The organism is Psychrobacter aquimaris (assembly GCF_016107525.1).
GTDB lineage: Bacteria > Pseudomonadota > Gammaproteobacteria > Pseudomonadales > Moraxellaceae > Psychrobacter > Psychrobacter aquimaris.
Window position 1 is genome coordinate 98,331 of record NZ_JABASR010000012.1, and the last position, 18,459, is coordinate 116,789.

Sequence of the window (18,459 nt, forward strand, 5' to 3'; positions counted from 1 at the left end):
GATTTTGCTTTGGCTCTTACTGGCAATTTTTCTATTTTATCGATTATGGTAAGCTGTGCCATAAAACAACTTAACTAGTGGCACTATTGAAGATGAGTGCTTTGTATCGATAAGGGCGACTAAAATAAATGAAAGGCAAATTCCGATAATGACTACCGCTATTTTTGACACGCGTCGCTATAATTATCCGCAGAATTTCGTGGAGATTAAGCCTAAGCTTGAACGTCTTGAGAAAGCAATTAAAAAACTAGAGGCAAATCTAATCGACGCTGATGACGATGCGAATATTGAGCTAGTGAAACAAAGATTGAGCGGTGAATTAGGGTTGCAAGTAGACTACGCCAGTGAGTTAAACCCCGATCAATTACTAGCTGCTACTACCATCGAAGGTAAGGTTTTAGTAATCGCGGGTGCTGGCTCTGGTAAGACCAAAACCTTAACTTATCGGACCAGCTACCTGTTAGAAAACGGGGTAACACCCAAAAGCATCTTGCTATTAACCTTTACTCGTAAAGCGGCCAATGAAATCAAAGGTCGAGCTAAGTCTTTGCTGGCAAGTAATCTGTCCAATGAAGAGCTATCGAATGAAGAATTAGCTGAGGATAAGTTGCCGACTGATAAGGCGTTAAATAGTATCACTAGCGGCACCTTTCACTCATTTTGTAATATGCTGCTGCGTCAATACTCAGGCCTGCTCGGTATCAATCCACGATTTACCATTTTAGATATGGGTGATAGTGAGGATGCCATCGATTTGGTTTATAAAGAAAAAAAGTATCCTGCGCAAACCAAAACCCAAGCCTTTCCGCGTAAAAAAACGCTGCAAAATATCATATCGACCTCTAGAAACAGACGCATTCATATACGCAATTTAATCGAAAGCAGTTATCCTGATATCGCTGTACACATTCCTATCATTGAGCAATTGGCAATTGATTTTCATGAATATAAACGCGCCAATCATCTCTATGATTTTGATGACATCATTAGTCAGGTAGTACGTCATTTAAAAACCAACCATACCTTTCGCCAGATGCTGCAAAACCAATATCGCTACATTATGGTTGATGAATACCAAGACACCAATATTCCGCAAAAGCAGCTGATAGATTTGATTTGTGAGCCTGACTCGGTATCGCTAATGGTGGTCGGAGATGACAATCAAAGTATTTATGCGTTTCGTGGTGCCAATTACGAAAACATACTGCTGTTCGGTGAGAGCTATCCTGAAGCCCGTCTCATTAAGCTTGAACAAAACTATCGCAGTACGCCCTCTGTTCTAAACTATATCAATGCTCTGTCAGCGCAAATCACCTTGGGCTATCAAAAGCAGCTATATTCAAAGGTCAGTCTAGCGGGGGAAAAGCCGACATTTAGCCGTTTAAGTGATGAGACCCGCGAGGCCAAATACATTGCGGATAAAATTATAGCGCTAAAATCAGAGTATGATTACAACGATTTTGCGGTACTGTGCCGCACGTCCTTTCAGTCTAACTATGTCCAGTTAGAATTTATGGAGCGTCATATTCCATTCATCGTAGTGGGTGGCATCAAGTTCATTGAAAGACGACATATTAAAGACGTTTTAGCCTTTGTCAAAATACTCTATAACCCAAACGATACGATTGCATGGCACCGTATTTTGACTTTATTTAAGGGAGTGGGGTCAGTCACCGCGACGCGTTTGACCCAAGCAATTACCGCCGATAACAATTCATTTGAGCCATTACTCACGGCAAAGTTTGCCAAAAAAAGCGAACAGCTTGAGCCTTTGTACAATGCGCTTAATAAGGCAAGTCAGGCTGAATCCGTTGAGACTATCATTGAGCGTATTTTAGAGTTTTATATTCCCGTCCTAAAAACAATTGAAGAGAATTGGCGTGAGCGCAGCGAGGACTTTCGTGTGCTCAAAAATTTGGCAATAGAGCATAGCAGCCTTGATAGTTTCTTAGAAAATTTGGCTCTCGATCCACCTAATGATTCGGTAGCAACGACCAGTCAGCCAGATGAGAATGACAGTGACAAAGTCACTATTTCGACCATTCACAGTGCAAAAGGGCTAGAGTGGCCAGTGGTGTTTGTCAATTCATTGGTCGATGGCATCACGCCACATCATCGCTCTTTGGATGACTTTGAAGAGCTAGAAGAGGAGCGCAAACTATTTTACGTCGCCTGTAGTCGTGCCAAGACCAGACTGTATCTTACCGCGCCTGATTACTTTGCCAGTTATTCAGGTTACTTTGATAAACCATCGAGATTTATCGCGGAGCTATCTGCGGATGAAGTAACAGTAGAGACCGTTAAAAAGCCTACGAGGGAAAGTGATGATCCGATGTGGTGGTAGTGCTTTGAGAACATTACCGCCATACTGGTATTGACTGAATCTTATATATTTAAGCGTCAGTTTCCGTCTCACTATTTATATTGACATCAATGTTAAGGTCAATATCTATCAGTGGCGCATTAACAGTGGTGACGATTCTAGATTCAACATACGAGCTGCTATGTGCCGTGTCGGTAGTGATTGGATAAATCTCTAAGCGTTCCAATTCTGCTAATAAATCTTGGACGACTTCACTTTTACGAGTGACAAAAGTAGAGGCAAAGCAGCGCCAGAATTTCCAGCCAGCACGCTCCAAAATACGCTGACGTTGCATATCGCTGTCCCATTTATCAGGCCCATGATATCTATCACCATCACACTCGATGGCTAGACTGTTATCATTTTCACCTGCGACAACCATATCGATTCGGTAGGCACCGGCTTCAACCTGTGGAATCACTCGATAACCTCTCTCAACGAGAAGATCAAAGACTTCTGTTTCAAAAGGAGACTCGCATTTTTCACGCAAATCAGAGACTTCTTCTTTATCTTGCATGAAGGGTGCTTGAAAGTGCTTGATAAGCTCCGCTTGATAGTGATCGGCTTGGCTTAGTTCATCCAGTTCAATACTGCGTACCAAATACATTCTATCGCGTGCTCTTGAGGCAGCGACATTCATTCGCTGGGCGAAAGTATCTCTCGTTTGTGCATGAGCCGCTCCGGGTGCCACTACCAATGACAAGAACATGATATCGCGTTCTTTACCCTGAAAGGTTCTGGCATCACCGCAAGCAATATCAAAAGTAGTCATTATCGCTTCATCTAGTTCTTTATTGAGTATCTCCATAATATTATGTGCTTGCTTGTTGCCTAGCAATGAGACAACACCGATGGTTTTACCTTTGTAAGCTGGGTCAGAAACGATGGTTTTGACTTCATCAACAATAAATCTGACTTCTGACTGATTAATATCAGAACCTTTAATCCGGTAGCCATCGGTGACATAAATATCAATGAGTGGAGGGTCTAAGCGCTCTGAGGGTTTGGCTTTACGTAAAGGTATCAGCTCATGATTGTAAAACTCACGTTTTGAGAACTCAATAATTGGCGCAACACTACGAAAGTGTTCTTTTAACATCACACTGCTATCTGCAAAAACGACTTTGAATAAATCATATATCGAACGATCAGGCGACATCTGTGAGCGATAGACAGGGACTTGATTGCTCAGATACTGTGCCATCAGATTACGAATTTTTTCGATATCGAGACCAACGCCTTCTGGCGACACTTGCTTATCGTCACCAACGATCAACACTTTCTTGGCTCTCATGATGGCTGGCAACGCCGTTAAATCAGACTGAGATGCTTCATCGATGATAACCAAGTCAAAACTTCCAAATTCTGCTGGCAAGGATTCAGAAATACGATAATGCGGCATAATCCAACACGGGATAGCAGCACTTGCTCCCGCAGAGGCTTCTCGCGCTTCACGGCGATAATAATGCGCGCCTTTGCCGGTTCCTTTACCGATACGCATAATGGCAGAGCGGTATTTTTCTAAAGACGCTCTCACATTTGGCGTCGCATTTTCTGCGACTTTTAGCCAAGCTCTTTTGGTGATCGCTTCTTGATAGAGTCTTGCTAAATTTACTTCTAAATTGCCACGAGTTTTTGCCAGTTGAACCAATTCCTTGCGACCATCGATGCTGTCTATAAAGCTTGTCAATCTACCAATTCGCCAAATTTGTTGCCAGTTATCCGATGCCAAGGTGTCTTGAGAGTTATGACAAGGTTCATAACGCAATTTTTTTGCCCAGAGTGGTGCGCCGTTATCTTCAATGAGTTGGGTAACATCAGCGACTGTCTGTAAGTCTGTTGCAAGGTTATTTACTCGTTGCAGCTCATTAAGCAGTTCTTGATAGTCTGTTTGTAACTCATCGTCAGATAAACTCGGGTCACCAATATTTTGAGTGACAAAGGCTGTCATTTTCTCACTAATATCGCCTTTACAGTCGGCGAGATTATTAAGTAAAGTTTCTTTTAAGGTGAGACTTTCAGCCAGATTATGTCTCTTTAAATGTTGTTTAAGAACACTTTCAATCTCAACCAAAATCTCTTTGTCATAAGGTGCTGCAGAAACAACACTCCAATCTATAAATATAGTGCTTAACGCCTGCTTGATACTGTGCTGCAAATTGTTACTATCAACGATATCATCGTATAGATGAACGGCTGAATGTAACGCAGACAGATTATTAGGCGATACCTCAAATATTGGCAGGGACAGCTCATTTGATAGAGCATTCCAGCGAAGGATAAGCGCTTGAGATTTTTTTCTAAACGCTATAAAGCTGGATATATACTGCCAGTCCTCTACGCTTGAAGCTGGTGATGAGATTATCATAATAGATTCAAGGCTTTTCTTTTCTGACGATTTACCGAAAATACCTGCTAAGCCAAAAGGCTTTTTGCCTTCAGATAAGTTTTTAACCGCGTCAACGAGCTCTGGATTTTTATCAAAATCATCAGCCATCGTAATAGGTTTGGTTAAATAAATGGTTCTCTCATCAAAAAGCGCTTTGATTTCATCGTTTAGTATAGTGAGATGAGCGATGATGTCTTGCTTAGTCTCATTAGCTAAATGCTGCTGAATAGCAGTCGTCCAACTCTGCCCAGCCTCTACAATTTTCTGCAGCAGATCAGTTAAACGAGAAGTATGAGAAGTGACTTCGTGAGCAATATTTATTGTGCTAGCACTGTCATTTATTAAGCTTGGTAGTTCTCCTTGCTGCTCAGCTGCATGTGACTCATTGAGATAACTCAAATCTTTGTGAAGTTGCTTCATAGCATTGGTAGGTGGCATTTCTGCAACCGCAGGAATCTTTTTATTAAGATAGTCCAAATCATTGCCGAGCTTGATTCTTGCATTTTTTAGGGCCGTGATATCAGTATGAGTAAATCGAGGCTTAAACGTGTCTTCTATACCCAACTTATCGGGAAAGCTTTCGATAAGCTGTCTGTTTTGAGCCACCTCAGTCGCGGCATCTATGGGCTTGATAGTCTCGTTATCGATAGTGATATCGTCAAGATTTAACCGTGCCCAAGCCGTGATTTTATTATCAGTGCTGGCTAACTGTGCATGAATAGTATCAATCTGATTGTCAAACATGACGATTTCTTTTTTGTAGGCATCACGATTGATGCTAGACACTTCACTCGAGATTTTTTTGATGGTATGTTCAAACTGCTTTAAACCCTCGTTCTCGCTGGTCAGTAGACTAACGGCGAGCGGGCGAATAGATTCAGGTAACTGTCCTTGCAGCACCTTTAGTGCAGGGTCTTTCATCGATGTGACCAGTACCCGCTTACCAAGCGCTAAGTAATGACAAATGACATTGGCAATAGTATGGGTTTTTCCTGTACCGGGCGGGCCTTGAACGACCACCCCATCGTGGACATCCAGTTGCTGTATTATGTGTACTTGCTCATCGTTGAATGCTTTGGGGAAATATAGTTCGGCTGGCGTGCCGGTATAGCTGTCACTGCCGCTCACCGTTGATAAACCACGATAAGCAGGAAGTATGGTTTCTTTGTTTTCTGTGGCGGGTTCTGTCAGCATTGCCTTAAGGGCACTCGGTAAATTGATGTCAGTGACCGTTTCTAGCTGAATTGATAGGTTGTTCAAATCTTGCAAAAATATATTATTACTTCTGGGACGCGCCATAATGACCCATGTGTCAGTAACAATCAGGTTGCTCTGCGCTTTAGGTATTTTTCGCTCATCTGCACTAGTATGATTTGGCTGATAAACACCAGAGGAGTCAAGCAAAGTAACGGCTGATTTTAAAATAGGCTCATAGCTACTTGGCCAAAAAGGACTTAATGAAACATCTTCTGAATCATAAAACTCTTTACTATTTTTTAATAACTTAGCCAAACCTTGATTTTCCTCTATAGAAAAAGGTTCAGTTTCAAGCGTAGGAGCAGATAGGGTAGGCTTGATGAGTAACGCCATCGTTTTTTGATCTAAGGTGATTTCAACGGATTGCGTCAATAGGGGATACTTTATCTGCTTGCTGCTTTGCTCATTGTCATCGCTTTTTCTTAGAGCAATACCCACACCCCATACTAACTCCAGCTGGGCATCAGCGAGATTGCCTTGAAGCTGTTGATTAAGCATGAATAGGCTAGAATACAAAGCAATACTTTGGCGGACGAGTTTCTCTTGCGCTAGCCAAGGTTTCCAAATATCTTTGAGATAATCGTTAAATGCCTCTTGTACAGTACCTCTTTCCGAGAAATCTTTTAAATAAACCTCTTTTTCTGATGATGCTTCTATATCTAATAATTCATTTTGATAGGTATCATCAACTTCAAATGGTGTAAATGCTTCTTCATAAGCGATAACACCATCATCTATTAGATTTTTTATATTGATTTTTTCTTGCAATAAAGGTTGATCGCTGAATTTTGTTGGAAACTTTAACCAGTTTGCTAATAGTGAGCTGTTCGGTTTAGGTGCTGAGTTTTCACGTAATCGCTCCACACGAAGCCAAACGTCCTCCGAGGTATCGTCGGTGATGTTCAGACTGATACCCGGCAAGCCTATTACCTGTTCCTCAGTGCAAGTGAAATCACTGTGTTTAGCAAAATCTTGAGTAGGCATTTTTTTCATCAAAGCACACTGCTTAATAAACTCAATCTGAGAGGCCAGTCTTTGTGCGTAAATACTCATTTGTTAAACCTTCCAACTCATCAAAATGTTAGCCCTGACCTCACTGGCACATCATAAATACTGTTTATCAGTTTTTATAATTAACATGCTTAGGCGGCTGATAATTTCTAAATTAAAAAAAAGACCAAACTATAGCACAGAAATTAATGGTGATAAGTCGCATCTAGTATTTTTAAAAATGATGGCTAATCATTACTATTTTATCAATCAAACTTTCATTATTCCTATCAAAAATACTTTTTCAAAAACCTTATAACCAAAAGTATTTAATAGCAAAAATATTTATGAGATTGGGGTTTAATATTCAGCTTAATGCGTTACTATTACCACCTTATTCCGTTAGACCCTCATATTTGATACTTTGTATTAACACCATAAGAAAAGGATAGGTTATGCGCTATGAAGTGATCGTTATCGGTGCAGGTATGGTTGGCACGTCAGTTGCGTGGCATTTACAAAAAAACAATTCAAATGTATTACTCTTAGACAAGAAACTGCCAGGGTCAGAGACCTCATATGGTAATGCAGGATTGATTCAGCGCGAAGCCATTCATACGCATCCTTTTCCTCGTCAGTTGACTGAAATGATCAGAGTATTGCCGAACCAAGGTACTGATATTCGTTATCGTATTCCAGCAATTTTGCGTTATCACCAAGCGCTGCTTCAGTACTGGAAATACTCTACACCCGCTTCAGTCAAAAAAATCGAATCTGAGTGGCAGACGTTGATAGAGCATTGTACGAGTGAGCACCAAACTATGATTAGCGCCTCTGGTGCTGATGAATTGATCACTCGTGATGGCTGGTTGCAATTACATCGTTCTGAAGACACCTTTAAAGAAGCGCAAGCATCAGCCATTGATGCGCGTAACCAAGGTGTCGAGCATAACGTACTGAACCTTGAAGAGCTAAAAGCAATGGAGCCTCGTGCCAATTTCGAAGGTTTCGTTGGTGCCATTCATTGGTTAAATTCATGGCAAGTGTCAAACCCAAGCTCGCTCGTCAAAGCCTATGCGAAAAACTTCCAAGAGATGGGCGGTACGATCAAAGAGAATGATGTAAAAGAAATCGTCCAAGAAGCTGATGGCTGGAAAGTTATCACGGACAAAGATACGTATTATAGTGATAAATTGGTCATCGCAGCAGGTCCATGGTCTAACGATTTGATCAGACCACTTGGTTATAATCTACCATTATTCCCAATGCGTGGCTATCATCAGCATTTCAAAGTGACGGAAAAAAATACAATCCATCACAGTATGTTTGATATGGATAAAGGCTTCGTCATGGGTCCAATGCAGCAGGGTATTCGTATCACGACGGGTGCTGAGATGACCACCATGAATGCGCCAAAGAACTTTGGTCAATTGCAAACGGTATTGAAGCTTGCTAAAAAAATCTTGCCATTGGAAGATGCAGTAGAGAGTGAAGCATGGGCAGGATCACGTCCTTGTATGCCTGACATGAAGCCAGTAATTGGTCCTGCTGATAAGCATGACAAACTATGGTTCGCATTTGGTCACAGCCATCAGGGCTTCACTTTAGGGCCAATGACAGGACGTCTTGTTGAAGAAATGATTCATGATAAGCCTGCATTGGTCGATCTTGCACCATTTAGCGCTCAGCGTTTCTCTAACTAAAAGCAGTTTGAATAGTTAAGCATAGATTTAAATTAATAAGTGAAAGGTATAGACATGATTAAGAAGCTACATAGCAATCAACGTATGAGCAAAACCGTAATCCATAACCAGACGATTTATTTATGTGGTCAGGTCGGTAATGCAGAAGATGATATCAAAGCGCAAACGTTGACGTGTTTGGAAAAAATCCAAACATTATTAGAAGAAGTGGGTAGCGATAAATCAAAGCTACTATCAGTAACAGTTTGGATCAAAGATATGGCAGACTTTGCTGCTATGAATGAAGTCTATGACAAATGGTTCGAAGGCGTACAGCCACCAGCGCGTGCTTGCGGCGAATCAGCGCTTGCGCGTCCTGAGCTATTAGTTGAGATGATTGCCATCGCAGCTGAATAGTAGACTGACTGTAGTACGCGTATAAATAAAAAAGGCCATGATAGCGATATCATGGCCTTTTTTATGTTTGATATGTAGGCTAACTCAATTACCAGAAAAGAGTGTGCTAGCTTTCTAAACCAAGCATATTTTGTATAACGTCAGCTAAGCAAAACAATGATTAGGATCATAGGGATTAGCATCCTTTCCATATTGCTTGGCGTTTCTCAATAAAAGCATCAATCCCTTCACTCACATCGTCTGCCATCATATTGCAGGTCATGACGTCACTGGCATAATCATAAGCGTCTTCGACACTCATATCCAGCTGCTTATAAAACATATCTTTGCCAGTTCTCACTGCGACTGGAGATTTAGCAGTAATCGCCGCTATCAATGACTGTAGTGCCTGATCTAATTGATCTGCTGGCGCCACTCGATTGATCAATCCATATTGTAAGGCAGTGTGCGCATCGATAAATTCACCTGTGATTAGCATCTCAAATGCTTGCTTACGAGGCAAATTGCGACTGACGGCTACAGCAGGCGTGGAGCAAAAAAGCCCCACATTTATCCCAGAAGTGGCAAATTTTGCATCATCAGCGGCAACGGCCAAGTCACAAGCTGCGACCAGCTGACACCCTGCGGCTGTGGCAATGCCTTGCACTTTAGCGATGACGACTTGTGGCATACGATTGATGGTAAGCATCATTTTGCTACATTGCTGGAATAGGGCACGATGAAATACTTCATCCGAGTATGCGCGCATTTGCTTTAGATTATGACCAGCACAGAATGCCTTACCCGTTGATTGAATAACCACAACTCTGACGGTATCGTCTTGAGCAATGTGGTCTAGCTCTGCTTGCATGGCAGACAGTACTTCAGCGGACAGGGCATTGAATTGTTTGGGTTGGTTTAAGGTGAGAGTGACTACGCCACTTTCTTCATTGTCTTCTCTGATAACCAAAAGGTCGTCTATGTCTAGAGTAATGTCAGATTGAGTCATTTATCATCCTTGATAATAGGTTGGTTTATAGTTTTATATATAGCTGACTAAATAGTAGCATGGCTCATATTCTATACAATAGATGACTGACATAGAAAGCTCACAAAAAAATAGCGCACTCAGGTGGTGAGTACGCTATTGGTTTTTCAGCTAGATATAAGCTAAATTTATACTAAGCTAAATTTATACTAAGCTGTATTTATACTGAATTTAGTATGCGCCTTCGCTATAGATAAGCTCGTAGCTGTGGCTATATATCTCGACGATATTACCAAACGGGTCTTCCATATAGATCATGCGGTAAGGTTTTTCGCCAGGGTAGTAGTAGCGTGGTTTTTCCATACGCTTTTTACCGCCTGCTGCAACCATACGCTCAGCCAGTTCTTCAACGTTTGGATCTTGGACGCAGAAGTGAAAGATACCTGTTTTCCAGTATTCAAAGTTATTTTCAGGGTTTTCTTGATTTTTGAATTCAAAAATCTCAACACCGATACGGTCACCAGTAGACAAGTGAGCGATACGAAAGCTACCCCAACCTGCACCGAATACTTCAGTACACATCTCACCAATCGGGCTGTCATCTTCGACAATCTCAGTTGGTTCCATGATGGTGTACCAACCCATAACTTCAGTATAAAATTTTACGGCGGCATCTAAGTCAGGGACTGACAGACCGATGTGCGAAAAGCTTCTTGGATAAACGTTGTTCATAATTTGTGCTCCTGTTTGCTGTATTCTTGTTTAACGTGAGGCCAGTATACAAACGCATATTCATTATGTAAAATTATCAAATATTATATAAATAAGTATGAAATGTAATGATAAATATCGCATGGCTACGCACCTTTTGTACGCTTGCCGAAGTTGGACACTTTACTCGTACGGCTGAACGTCTATATATGACGCAGTCTGGTGTGAGCCAACACATAAGTAAGCTAGAGGAGCAACTAGATACGGACTTGTTGATTCGTCAAGGAAAGCAGTTCTCATTGACCAATGCAGGTGAGCAGCTTTATAGGGAGGCAGGCGAGATATTGCAGCGATTATCAAATTTAGAACAGCGAATCGGTGAAGATCCGCCTTATGAAGGGCTGGTACGGTTGATGTCACCGGGGAGTGTGGGACTTAAACTATATCCGCAGCTTTTGACACTACAGCAGCAGCATCCAAAACTAGTCATTGATTATCGCTTTGCCCCCAATGCTGATATTGAGCGGGCATTGGCAAATCACGAGATTGATATTGGTTTTATGACGGATATCTCAGATGATGAAACGCTTAGCTGCAATCCTATGGCGCAAGAAGCATTAATGCTAGTAACCCCTGCGGCTACAGTAGAGCCGAGCTGGGAGCAGCTTATCGAGCTTGGATTTATTAATCATCCAGATGGCGCCCATCATGCAGGCATGCTACTGACTGCTAATTATGAGCAATTCCAGCATATTAATGACTTTGAGAAAAAGGGCTTTTCTAATCAGATAGGGTTAATCTTAGAGCCAGTTAGTAGGGGAATTGGCTTTACCGTTCTACCAACACACGCAGTGGCTGCTTATCCAAAGCCTGAGCTTATTAAAAGCCATCATCTGCCTATTGCCGTTAGCGAGACGCTATATCTTGCAGTCAGACGACAGCATCCACTCTCAAGTAGAATGCAAACGGTCATTGATGAAGTCAAAAAATGGCTATAGAGGTGTTCAGAGAAAATATTACATGCGCAGCTATCAAAAGCATTCAATAGCTGCGCATGTAACAGAAAATGCTTATTGATAGGTTAAGACTATCTTAAAGTTTGCCCAAGTTTGATACTTGCAGCGATATTAGCAGCAGTCGTTTCGATATTGTCATAAGCCTGACTCAGCACATTATCGAGGGTATCTATCTTTTGAATGCTTGGCATGATGACATCGAATTGGCTGGTTTGCGCGGATTTTAGACCGTCTACACTGCCGCAGATAGCGATGACAGGCGTATGAGTGGCTTTAGCAATTTGACTGATACCGCCAGCCACTTTACCCATGGCAGTCTGTACATCTAGCTTACCTTCGCCAGTGATGACCAGATCAGCCTCTGCGATATGCTGTGACAGATGAGCCACTTCAGCAACAGTATCAAAACCTGACTTTAACTGAGCTTGAAAGAACGTCATCATCGCGTAGCCAAGACCGCCAGCAGCCCCAGCACCCTCGACATGTTGGCAATCCTCATAGCCTTGCTGATCACATATGGTGGCAAAGTGATTTAGTGCCTTATCTAACTCATTGACTTGCTCTGGATAGGCGCCTTTTTGTGGACCAAATACCGCGCTCGCACCCAAAAGACCACATAACGGATTGGTCACATCACAGGCGACTTCAAATACCGCATCGAGCACCTTTGTATGGAGACTACTATCGTCAATTCGATGTAGATTGGCAAGCGCGCCGCCGCCATGAGTGAGCAGGCTGTCATTGACATCATGAAATGTCAAGCCTAGCGCCATTAGCATACCCAGACCTGCGTCATTGGTTCCGCTACCACCGAGACCAATAATGATACGTTTAGCACCTTCTTTTAAAGCATCAGCAATCAGTTCACCGACACCATAACTGCTGGTGGTGACAGGATTACGCTCTGCTGCTTTTAACAAATGCAATCCGCATGCTTGGGCAATTTCGATGACGGCAGTAGCATCTGGCAATAGCAAGTATTTTGCTGTGATCGGTCTCATCAAGGGATCGTGTACTTTAACGTCTTTCCAGCGACCACCCAATACATAGGACAATACTGCTGAGGTGCCTTCGCCGCCATCTGCCATTGGCAATAGCTTATAGTCGGCATCTGGAAACACTTGGCTAAAACCAGATTGAATGGCGCGGCACACATCCAGTGCCTCTAAGCTTTCTTTAAATGAGTCGGGGGCAATTAAAATTTTCATGAAGTTCTCTTTGAATCTCTTTAAATAAATACCAAGGTTAATAACCAGATAAAGACGATGCTGGTCACGCCTTGAATACCCGTTGCCATAGAATGGGCTTTGTAAGCCTGCGCCACACTCATACGACTAAATTGACTGACAATCCAAAAAAAGCTGTCATTAGCATGCGAGATAGTCATTGCGCCTGCACCAATGGCCATCACACAAAATACCCGACCAAGCTCACTGTCGAGACCAATTTGATCCAGTAACGGTGCGACCATCGCAGAGGTGGTGACCAAAGCGACTGTGGTTGAACCTTGTGCCGTTTTTAAGGCAGCAGAAACAATGAATGGCATAAAAATACCAAGCCCTAACGCAGATAACGTTGTGCCTAAATAATCGCCAATCGGTGTGACCTTTAGCATAGCGCCAAATGCGCCGCCAGCACCAGTAATCAATAGAATAGGGGCAGCCACGACCAAACCTTGTGAGATGCTGTCGCTAATTTGCTGCGTTTTTTGCTCAGTGTTAATTAGTAAGAAAGACAAGAATAAACCAATAAGCAGTGCCGTGAGCGGATTGCCGATAAACACTAAAATATCTGTCAACGTGCCATTGCCAAATGGCGCGCTTGGGAAGTTGGCAATAGAAGATAGGCAAATCAATACGATAGGAACAATAATAGGCAGAAACGCCATTGTTGCTGACGGCATGCTGCTATAGTCGTCACGTGTTTTCATGTTTTCAGGTAAAGTCGCTGCTGGCGCATCCAGTGCATCTATATTGTCGGGGGTGACATTCAAGAAGCGATTAGACCACCACCAGCCCGCCAGTACTGCAACGGCTGTCACCACCACGCCGACCATGATAACTAAGCCTAAATTGGACTCTAACCCCAAGTTTCCTGCTGCTGCAATAGGGCCTGGTGTCGGTGGCACAAAAGTATGGGTAGCATATAGACCTGTTGCTAAGGCAATACTCATCGCCACACTGGACACGTGTAAACGCTCGGCCAACGATTCTTTTAAAGAGTTTAGAATGATGTAGCCAGAGTCACAGAATACTGGCACTGAAACGACAGCACCCACGATGGACATGGTCAAAGTAGGGAAGCGTGGCCCCAAAACTTTGATGACCGTTTCTGCCATTACAATGGCGGCACCTGTTTTTTCAAGGATTAAGCCAATAATGGTACCAAAGACAATAACCAAGCCGATGTAACCTAAGATACCTCCAAAGCCATCAGAGATTGTTTTAGCAACGGTATTAAGCGGCACTTGGTAAAACAGCGCTACTAAAAAAGCTGATAATATCAACACTAAAAAAGGATGCCACTTTAACTTTGCTGTGGCAAAAATAATAAAAAGAATGGTCAGCACAAGCCAAAATACGATCATTACTGTCTCTACATGTAGGGTTGATAGCGATAATTATGGATGCTACTACTTAGCTAATATTTCATTAACAACAGCATCAATAGCAATATGAATTTTTAAAGGGGCATATTCTATAGCAAATAAGTGCTACTAGGAAATCTATTCGGTTCAGATATGACTTTGTTCATGGCAAAAAATCCATACTCTGCTAATATGTGGTTCTTGTTTCACATGTATCAATATCAGGATGCCTCCCTTGACCATATTTACTGCACCTACTATCGCCAATATAGAAAATGATGAATTACGTCAGCAGCTACAGCAGATTATAGACCTAAAAACTAAGCCGCTGGGTGCGCTTGGGCGGATAGAGACGCTCGCTGTGCAGTTAGGCATGATTCAGGGAACGACCACACCGCACATTGAGCAACCGCAAATCCGAGTGTTTGCCGCCGATCATGGTTTAACTAAGCATGGTACGTCAGCGTTTCCTAGTGCTGTCACTGCGCAAATGGTTTATAACTTTTTGCAAGGTGGCGCTGCCATTAATGTACTGGCACGCCAGCATAATATTGAGTTAAAAGTCGTTGACGCTGGGGTGGATGCCGACTTTGCTCCTCATCCAAAATTGCTAGATTATAAAGTTCGCCATGGTAGCCGAGACGCGTTGATAGAGCATGCGATGACAGCAGCAGAATGTTTAGCAGCGCTAGAAAACGGCATGAAAGTCGTCAAGAATTTAGCGGGTAATTTGCTCATTGTTGGAGAAATGGGTATTGGTAATACTTCGGCGGCAAGTCTATTGCTGGCGAGCTTGGGTGATGTGCCGCTTGCTGATTGTATCGGGCGTGGTACCGGGCTTGACGATGCAGGGTTACAGCATAAAATGAATATTTTAACGCAAGTATTAGAGCGTTATCAAACGGTACAAGCACCGTTTGATGTGCTCGCTGCATTGGGCGGGCTTGAGATTGCCATGATGGCAGGTGCGCTGATTCAGGCTGCTAGTGAACGGCGTATTCTCTTGATTGACGGTTTTATTGCCAGTAGCGCATTGTTTGTGGCTGAATGCCTAGCGCCCGGAGTTGCTCAATATGCTGTCTTTGCTCATCACTCTGTTGAGCCGGGGCACACTCATTTATTAAAATCACTGAATGCTGAGCCTTTACTCAATATGGGCATGCGCTTAGGCGAGGGTAGTGGGGCTGCGCTAGCGTATCCGTTGTTGCAATCCGCTTGCGCCATTATCAATGAGATGGCAAGCTTTAGTGACGCAGGTATCAGCGAGCAAAACAACTGATGTCGCAATCATTAAAAAAGCCATCAAATCAACTAGAGCCATCACAACCGTCTTCGCCTAGACGAACCCTTGCTCAATTGATAAAGCATGAATGGATATTGTTACTGGTGGCCGTTCAATTTTTAACGAGATTACCAGTACCACTATTTAAACATTATGATCCGCAATGGTTACACCAGAGCAGCCGCCATTTTCCCGCAGTTGGCTTACTGGTTGGCTTACTTTGTGCTGGCGTGTTTTGGCTTGGCAGTATCTTATTTATGCCCCTAGTTGCTGCGGTGTTGAGCACAGCTTTTGGAATTAAACTCACTGGCGCTTTTCATGAAGATGGTCTTGCGGATAGCTGTGACGGTCTAGGCGGTGGCCTGACTCGTGAGCGTACACTGACTATTATGAAAGACTCACGCTTGGGTACTTATGGTGTATTGGGTTTGGTATCGGCGTTATTACTCAAAATTAGCTTACTTGCCTCTATGCCCTTATCGATGGCTGTTGTCGCGCTTATCATAGGACATACCGCTTCACGATTACTTTGCATTAGTCTGCTGTCTTTACTGCCTTATGGTGGAGAGATAGAACACGCAAAAGCCAAACCGATGGCGCAGCAGCTGACGCCATTGCAAGGGTTATTAAGCAGTGGCTGGCTAATATTGGCTATTATTTTAGTCGCACTTATATTTCCCAATACGATGCAGCAGATTGGAACTGGTCGATGGTTATTAGCCATCATACTGGCGCTGATAGCCACTGATTACATGCGACGTTTATTACGTAGGCGCTTGGATGGTTACACGGGCGATGGGCTCGGCGCGACGCAGCAGCTTAGCGAAATCGCTGTTTACATAGGGTTGGCTGCTTCTATACCGCTTATGTAGGCTTTGAACATTAAAAAAGGACACTATCAGCTATGATTCTTTATGTTTGGCGGCATCCTAGGCCTATTGCAGCCGAAGGAATTTGTATCGGACAAACGGATATCAGCGTAGATAAACGTAAGTTGAAACGCCTTGCCAATAAAATCGAGCGCTTTGTGCGTTTGTATCAATTACCAAGAATAATTTGGATCAGTCCCTTACAGCGTTCACTAAAGGTTGGGCAAATATTAGCGCAACGTGGCTTTGAGTGTCGAGTCGCGCCTGAATTGGCTGAGATTAATTTTGGCGAATGGGATGGACGGCCGTGGACGCAAATCACTAAGCAAGAGATTGATGAGTGGTGTCATAACTTTGCACATTTTGCACCCAATCATGGCGAGAGCTTGCAGCAGCTATTTGAGCGTGTTGGAGGTTGGTTGGTTAAGGTTTCAGCTGAACAAGAAGATAGCCCAGTATTAGTCATCGGTCATGCAGGCTGGATAAATGCTGCCAAGATGATAGCTACTGACCAAGAGGTGCCAAAAACAGCCGCTGAGTGGCCGCGTTCTGTAGCATATCTGTCCTGTAATCGTATTGATGTTTCACTAAAAAAACGGCCATTATGTTGACCGTTGTTCAATCTTAAATACTTTAGGAGACTGCTAACTTTCAGCTTGTAGCTCATCGATTTTTTCAAAATAGGCTTTCTCGTTTTCTGCTAATCCCAAGTTCGAATCAAAGCTCACATAAATGCCTTTATCGTCCAGTGTTGCATACCAATGGTCTGCATCATTATCAGTTAGGATTTGAAAATATTTGTTGTTAACGATTCTACCCACCTTATAAATTTCACCTTCGCTGTAAAAGTGATTGCCTTGGATACATCGTAATTTGTCGTCAGTATTTATCATGTCATCGCAGCCTATCGTTATCTAAAAAAATCTATCAATCAAATATTAGAAGGATAACAGCTCAGTTAGAAATAATAAAGATGATTATATGAGTAGTATTTTATTGTTAAGTATAGGCTTTCTAAGCTATTTATTACAGATAGTTGCTGGAATATATCACTGTAAAAGGTAGGTGATAAAATCATAAGTTAAGCGCGATAGCAAAACGCAAAAAAGCCAGTAACATGACGTTACTGGCTTTTTTAGACTAGATCTAGATATTCAAAAAATTACTCTTCTGAATAATCTTCGTTCTCGTCTTCAACTTCTGTTGCTGACTCTTCGTTGTCGCCATCTTCAGAAAGAATGGTAACTAAAATAGTAGCAGTAACGTCATGGTGTAGCTGAATATCAACATTGTATTCGCCAACTTGACGTAAAGTACCTTCAGGAAGCTTGATTTCAGCACGGTCTACTTCTAGACCTGAGTTAGTCAATGCTTCAGCAATATCGCGAGTACCGATAGAGCCGAATAGCTTGCCTTCGTCGCCTGATTTAGCACGCATGATGACATTAACGTCAGTTAGCGCATCAGCACGTTCTTGAGCAACAGCTACTTCTTTGGCTTCTTCAGCTTCAAGCTCGGCACGACGTGCTTCGAACTTTTCAATGTTAGCTGCAGTAGCAGGTAGTGCTTTACCCAAAGGGATAAGAAAGTTACGTCCGTAACCTGGTTTCACATCGACAGTTTCACCGAGTTTACCAAGGTTGACGATACGCTGTAACAAAATAATTTGCATGAGTCATTCCTAGTTAAAGTTAACGGTTAACCCTGATGGTTATCAGTGTATGGAAGTAGCGATAAATAACGAGCTTGCTTGATAGCAGTCGCTAGTTGACGCTGATATTTAGTAGACGTACCGGTAATGCGGCTTGGTACGATTTTACCATTATCACTGATATACTGTTTTAGCAATTCAACATCTTTATAGTCGATGTGAGTGATGCCTTCAGCAGTGAAACGGCAGAATTTGCGACGGCGATAGAAACGTGCCATG

At 42.7% G+C, this 18,459-nt stretch carries 15 protein-coding genes; 7 read left to right on the plus strand and 8 right to left on the minus strand.

Going from position 1 to position 18,459, the window contains the following annotated elements; genetic code table 11:
• The first annotated feature begins 148 nt into the window (after positions 1–148).
• A complete protein-coding gene (locus JFC10_RS11510) occupies positions 149–2,344 on the plus strand; it encodes an ATP-dependent helicase (protein ID WP_198332910.1) in 2,196 nt (731 codons plus the stop codon).
• 49 nt (positions 2,345–2,393) lie between these two features.
• On the opposite strand, the gene JFC10_RS11515 is transcribed toward JFC10_RS11510, so the two are convergent.
• Positions 2,394–7,061: an AAA domain-containing protein gene (locus JFC10_RS11515; protein WP_198332911.1), complete on the minus strand. Its 4,668-nt coding sequence runs from the start codon at positions 7,059–7,061 to the stop codon at positions 2,394–2,396.
• A gap of 392 nt (positions 7,062–7,453) precedes the next feature.
• Between JFC10_RS11515 and JFC10_RS11520 the strand changes: the two genes are divergently transcribed.
• Positions 7,454–8,701, plus strand: a complete 1,248-nt coding sequence (locus JFC10_RS11520; RefSeq protein WP_193012861.1) for an NAD(P)/FAD-dependent oxidoreductase — start codon at positions 7,454–7,456, stop codon at positions 8,699–8,701.
• A 57-nt stretch (positions 8,702–8,758) separates the two neighbouring features.
• Complete coding sequence (locus JFC10_RS11525; RefSeq protein WP_198332929.1) at positions 8,759–9,097, plus strand: RidA family protein; 339 nt, start codon at positions 8,759–8,761, stop codon at positions 9,095–9,097.
• A 175-nt stretch (positions 9,098–9,272) separates the two neighbouring features.
• Here the strand turns inward: JFC10_RS11525 and JFC10_RS11530 are convergent, their stop codons facing one another.
• Together JFC10_RS11530 and JFC10_RS11535 are read right to left on the minus strand one after the other, a co-directional pair.
• Positions 9,273–10,085 carry an enoyl-CoA hydratase gene (locus JFC10_RS11530; protein ID WP_198332912.1) on the minus strand — a complete coding sequence of 271 codons (813 nt, stop codon included), beginning with the start codon at positions 10,083–10,085 and terminating at the stop codon, positions 9,273–9,275.
• A gap of 210 nt (positions 10,086–10,295) precedes the next feature.
• Positions 10,296–10,796, minus strand: a complete 501-nt coding sequence (locus JFC10_RS11535) for a lactoylglutathione lyase family protein (protein ID WP_101205448.1) — start codon at positions 10,794–10,796, stop codon at positions 10,296–10,298.
• A gap of 107 nt (positions 10,797–10,903) precedes the next feature.
• Here JFC10_RS11535 and JFC10_RS11540 point away from each other — a divergent pair, with 107 nt between their 5' ends.
• Positions 10,904–11,773, plus strand: a complete 870-nt coding sequence (locus JFC10_RS11540; protein ID WP_198332913.1) for a LysR family transcriptional regulator — start codon at positions 10,904–10,906, stop codon at positions 11,771–11,773.
• Between the two features lie 89 nt (positions 11,774–11,862).
• Here the strand turns inward: JFC10_RS11540 and JFC10_RS11545 are convergent, their stop codons facing one another.
• On the minus strand, positions 11,863–12,999 hold the full coding sequence (locus tag JFC10_RS11545) for a glycerate kinase (RefSeq protein ID WP_198332914.1): 1,137 nt from the start codon (positions 12,997–12,999) through the stop codon (positions 11,863–11,865).
• A 20-nt stretch (positions 13,000–13,019) separates the two neighbouring features.
• Positions 13,020–14,378, minus strand: a complete 1,359-nt coding sequence (locus JFC10_RS11550; RefSeq protein ID WP_198332915.1) for a GntP family permease — start codon at positions 14,376–14,378, stop codon at positions 13,020–13,022.
• Positions 14,379–14,604: 226 nt separating this feature from the next.
• On the opposite strand from JFC10_RS11550, the gene cobT reads away from it, so the two are divergent.
• Genes cobT through JFC10_RS11565 form a run of 3 tightly spaced genes read left to right on the plus strand, consistent with a single transcriptional unit; the run spans position 14,605 to position 17,140 of the window.
• Positions 14,605–15,657: a nicotinate-nucleotide--dimethylbenzimidazole phosphoribosyltransferase gene (gene cobT / locus JFC10_RS11555; protein WP_227685836.1), complete on the plus strand. Its 1,053-nt coding sequence runs from the start codon at positions 14,605–14,607 to the stop codon at positions 15,655–15,657.
• A complete protein-coding gene (gene cobS, locus JFC10_RS11560) occupies positions 15,657–16,532 on the plus strand; it encodes an adenosylcobinamide-GDP ribazoletransferase (RefSeq protein ID WP_198332917.1) in 876 nt (291 codons plus the stop codon). The genes cobT and cobS overlap by 1 nt, the downstream gene beginning before the upstream one ends.
• 32 nt (positions 16,533–16,564) lie before the next feature.
• Positions 16,565–17,140, plus strand: a complete 576-nt coding sequence (locus JFC10_RS11565; protein ID WP_198332918.1) for a histidine phosphatase family protein — start codon at positions 16,565–16,567, stop codon at positions 17,138–17,140.
• 33 nt (positions 17,141–17,173) lie between these two features.
• Here JFC10_RS11565 and JFC10_RS11570 read toward each other — a convergent pair whose 3' ends face one another.
• The 3 genes from JFC10_RS11570 to rpsR all read right to left on the minus strand — a co-directional run bounded on the left by JFC10_RS11570 (position 17,174) and on the right by rpsR (position 18,458).
• Positions 17,174–17,422: a hypothetical protein gene (locus JFC10_RS11570; protein WP_193012852.1), complete on the minus strand. Its 249-nt coding sequence runs from the start codon at positions 17,420–17,422 to the stop codon at positions 17,174–17,176.
• A gap of 269 nt (positions 17,423–17,691) precedes the next feature.
• Positions 17,692–18,201: a 50S ribosomal protein L9 gene (rplI, locus tag JFC10_RS11575; RefSeq protein ID WP_045446903.1), complete on the minus strand. Its 510-nt coding sequence runs from the start codon at positions 18,199–18,201 to the stop codon at positions 17,692–17,694.
• Between the two features lie 26 nt (positions 18,202–18,227).
• On the minus strand, positions 18,228–18,458 hold the full coding sequence (gene rpsR, locus JFC10_RS11580) for a 30S ribosomal protein S18 (RefSeq protein ID WP_010198808.1): 231 nt from the start codon (positions 18,456–18,458) through the stop codon (positions 18,228–18,230).
• Position 18,459: the final 1 nt, after the last annotated feature.

What these genes read in the sequence shown, in the direction of transcription:
- cobS (WP_198332917.1), top strand. Translation starts at nt 15,657, where the DNA reads ATGTCGCAATCATTAAAAAAGCCATCAAATCAACTAGAGCCATCACAA.
- rplI (WP_045446903.1), bottom strand. Translation starts at nt 18,201, where the DNA reads ATGCAAATTATTTTGTTACAGCGTATCGTCAACCTTGGTAAACTCGGT.
- JFC10_RS11540 (WP_198332913.1), top strand. Translation starts at nt 10,904, where the DNA reads ATGATAAATATCGCATGGCTACGCACCTTTTGTACGCTTGCCGAAGTT.
- JFC10_RS11520 (WP_193012861.1), top strand. Translation starts at nt 7,454, where the DNA reads ATGCGCTATGAAGTGATCGTTATCGGTGCAGGTATGGTTGGCACGTCA.
- JFC10_RS11550 (WP_198332915.1), bottom strand. Translation starts at nt 14,378, where the DNA reads ATGATCGTATTTTGGCTTGTGCTGACCATTCTTTTTATTATTTTTGCC.
- JFC10_RS11565 (WP_198332918.1), top strand. Translation starts at nt 16,565, where the DNA reads ATGATTCTTTATGTTTGGCGGCATCCTAGGCCTATTGCAGCCGAAGGA.
- JFC10_RS11535 (WP_101205448.1), bottom strand. Translation starts at nt 10,796, where the DNA reads ATGAACAACGTTTATCCAAGAAGCTTTTCGCACATCGGTCTGTCAGTC.
- JFC10_RS11515 (WP_198332911.1), bottom strand. Translation starts at nt 7,061, where the DNA reads ATGAGTATTTACGCACAAAGACTGGCCTCTCAGATTGAGTTTATTAAG.
- JFC10_RS11530 (WP_198332912.1), bottom strand. Translation starts at nt 10,085, where the DNA reads ATGACTCAATCTGACATTACTCTAGACATAGACGACCTTTTGGTTATC.
- JFC10_RS11510 (WP_198332910.1), top strand. Translation starts at nt 149, where the DNA reads ATGACTACCGCTATTTTTGACACGCGTCGCTATAATTATCCGCAGAAT.
- rpsR (WP_010198808.1), bottom strand. Translation starts at nt 18,458, where the DNA reads ATGGCACGTTTCTATCGCCGTCGCAAATTCTGCCGTTTCACTGCTGAA.
- cobT (WP_227685836.1), top strand. Translation starts at nt 14,605, where the DNA reads ATGCCTCCCTTGACCATATTTACTGCACCTACTATCGCCAATATAGAA.
- JFC10_RS11570 (WP_193012852.1), bottom strand. Translation starts at nt 17,422, where the DNA reads ATGATAAATACTGACGACAAATTACGATGTATCCAAGGCAATCACTTT.
- JFC10_RS11545 (WP_198332914.1), bottom strand. Translation starts at nt 12,999, where the DNA reads ATGAAAATTTTAATTGCCCCCGACTCATTTAAAGAAAGCTTAGAGGCA.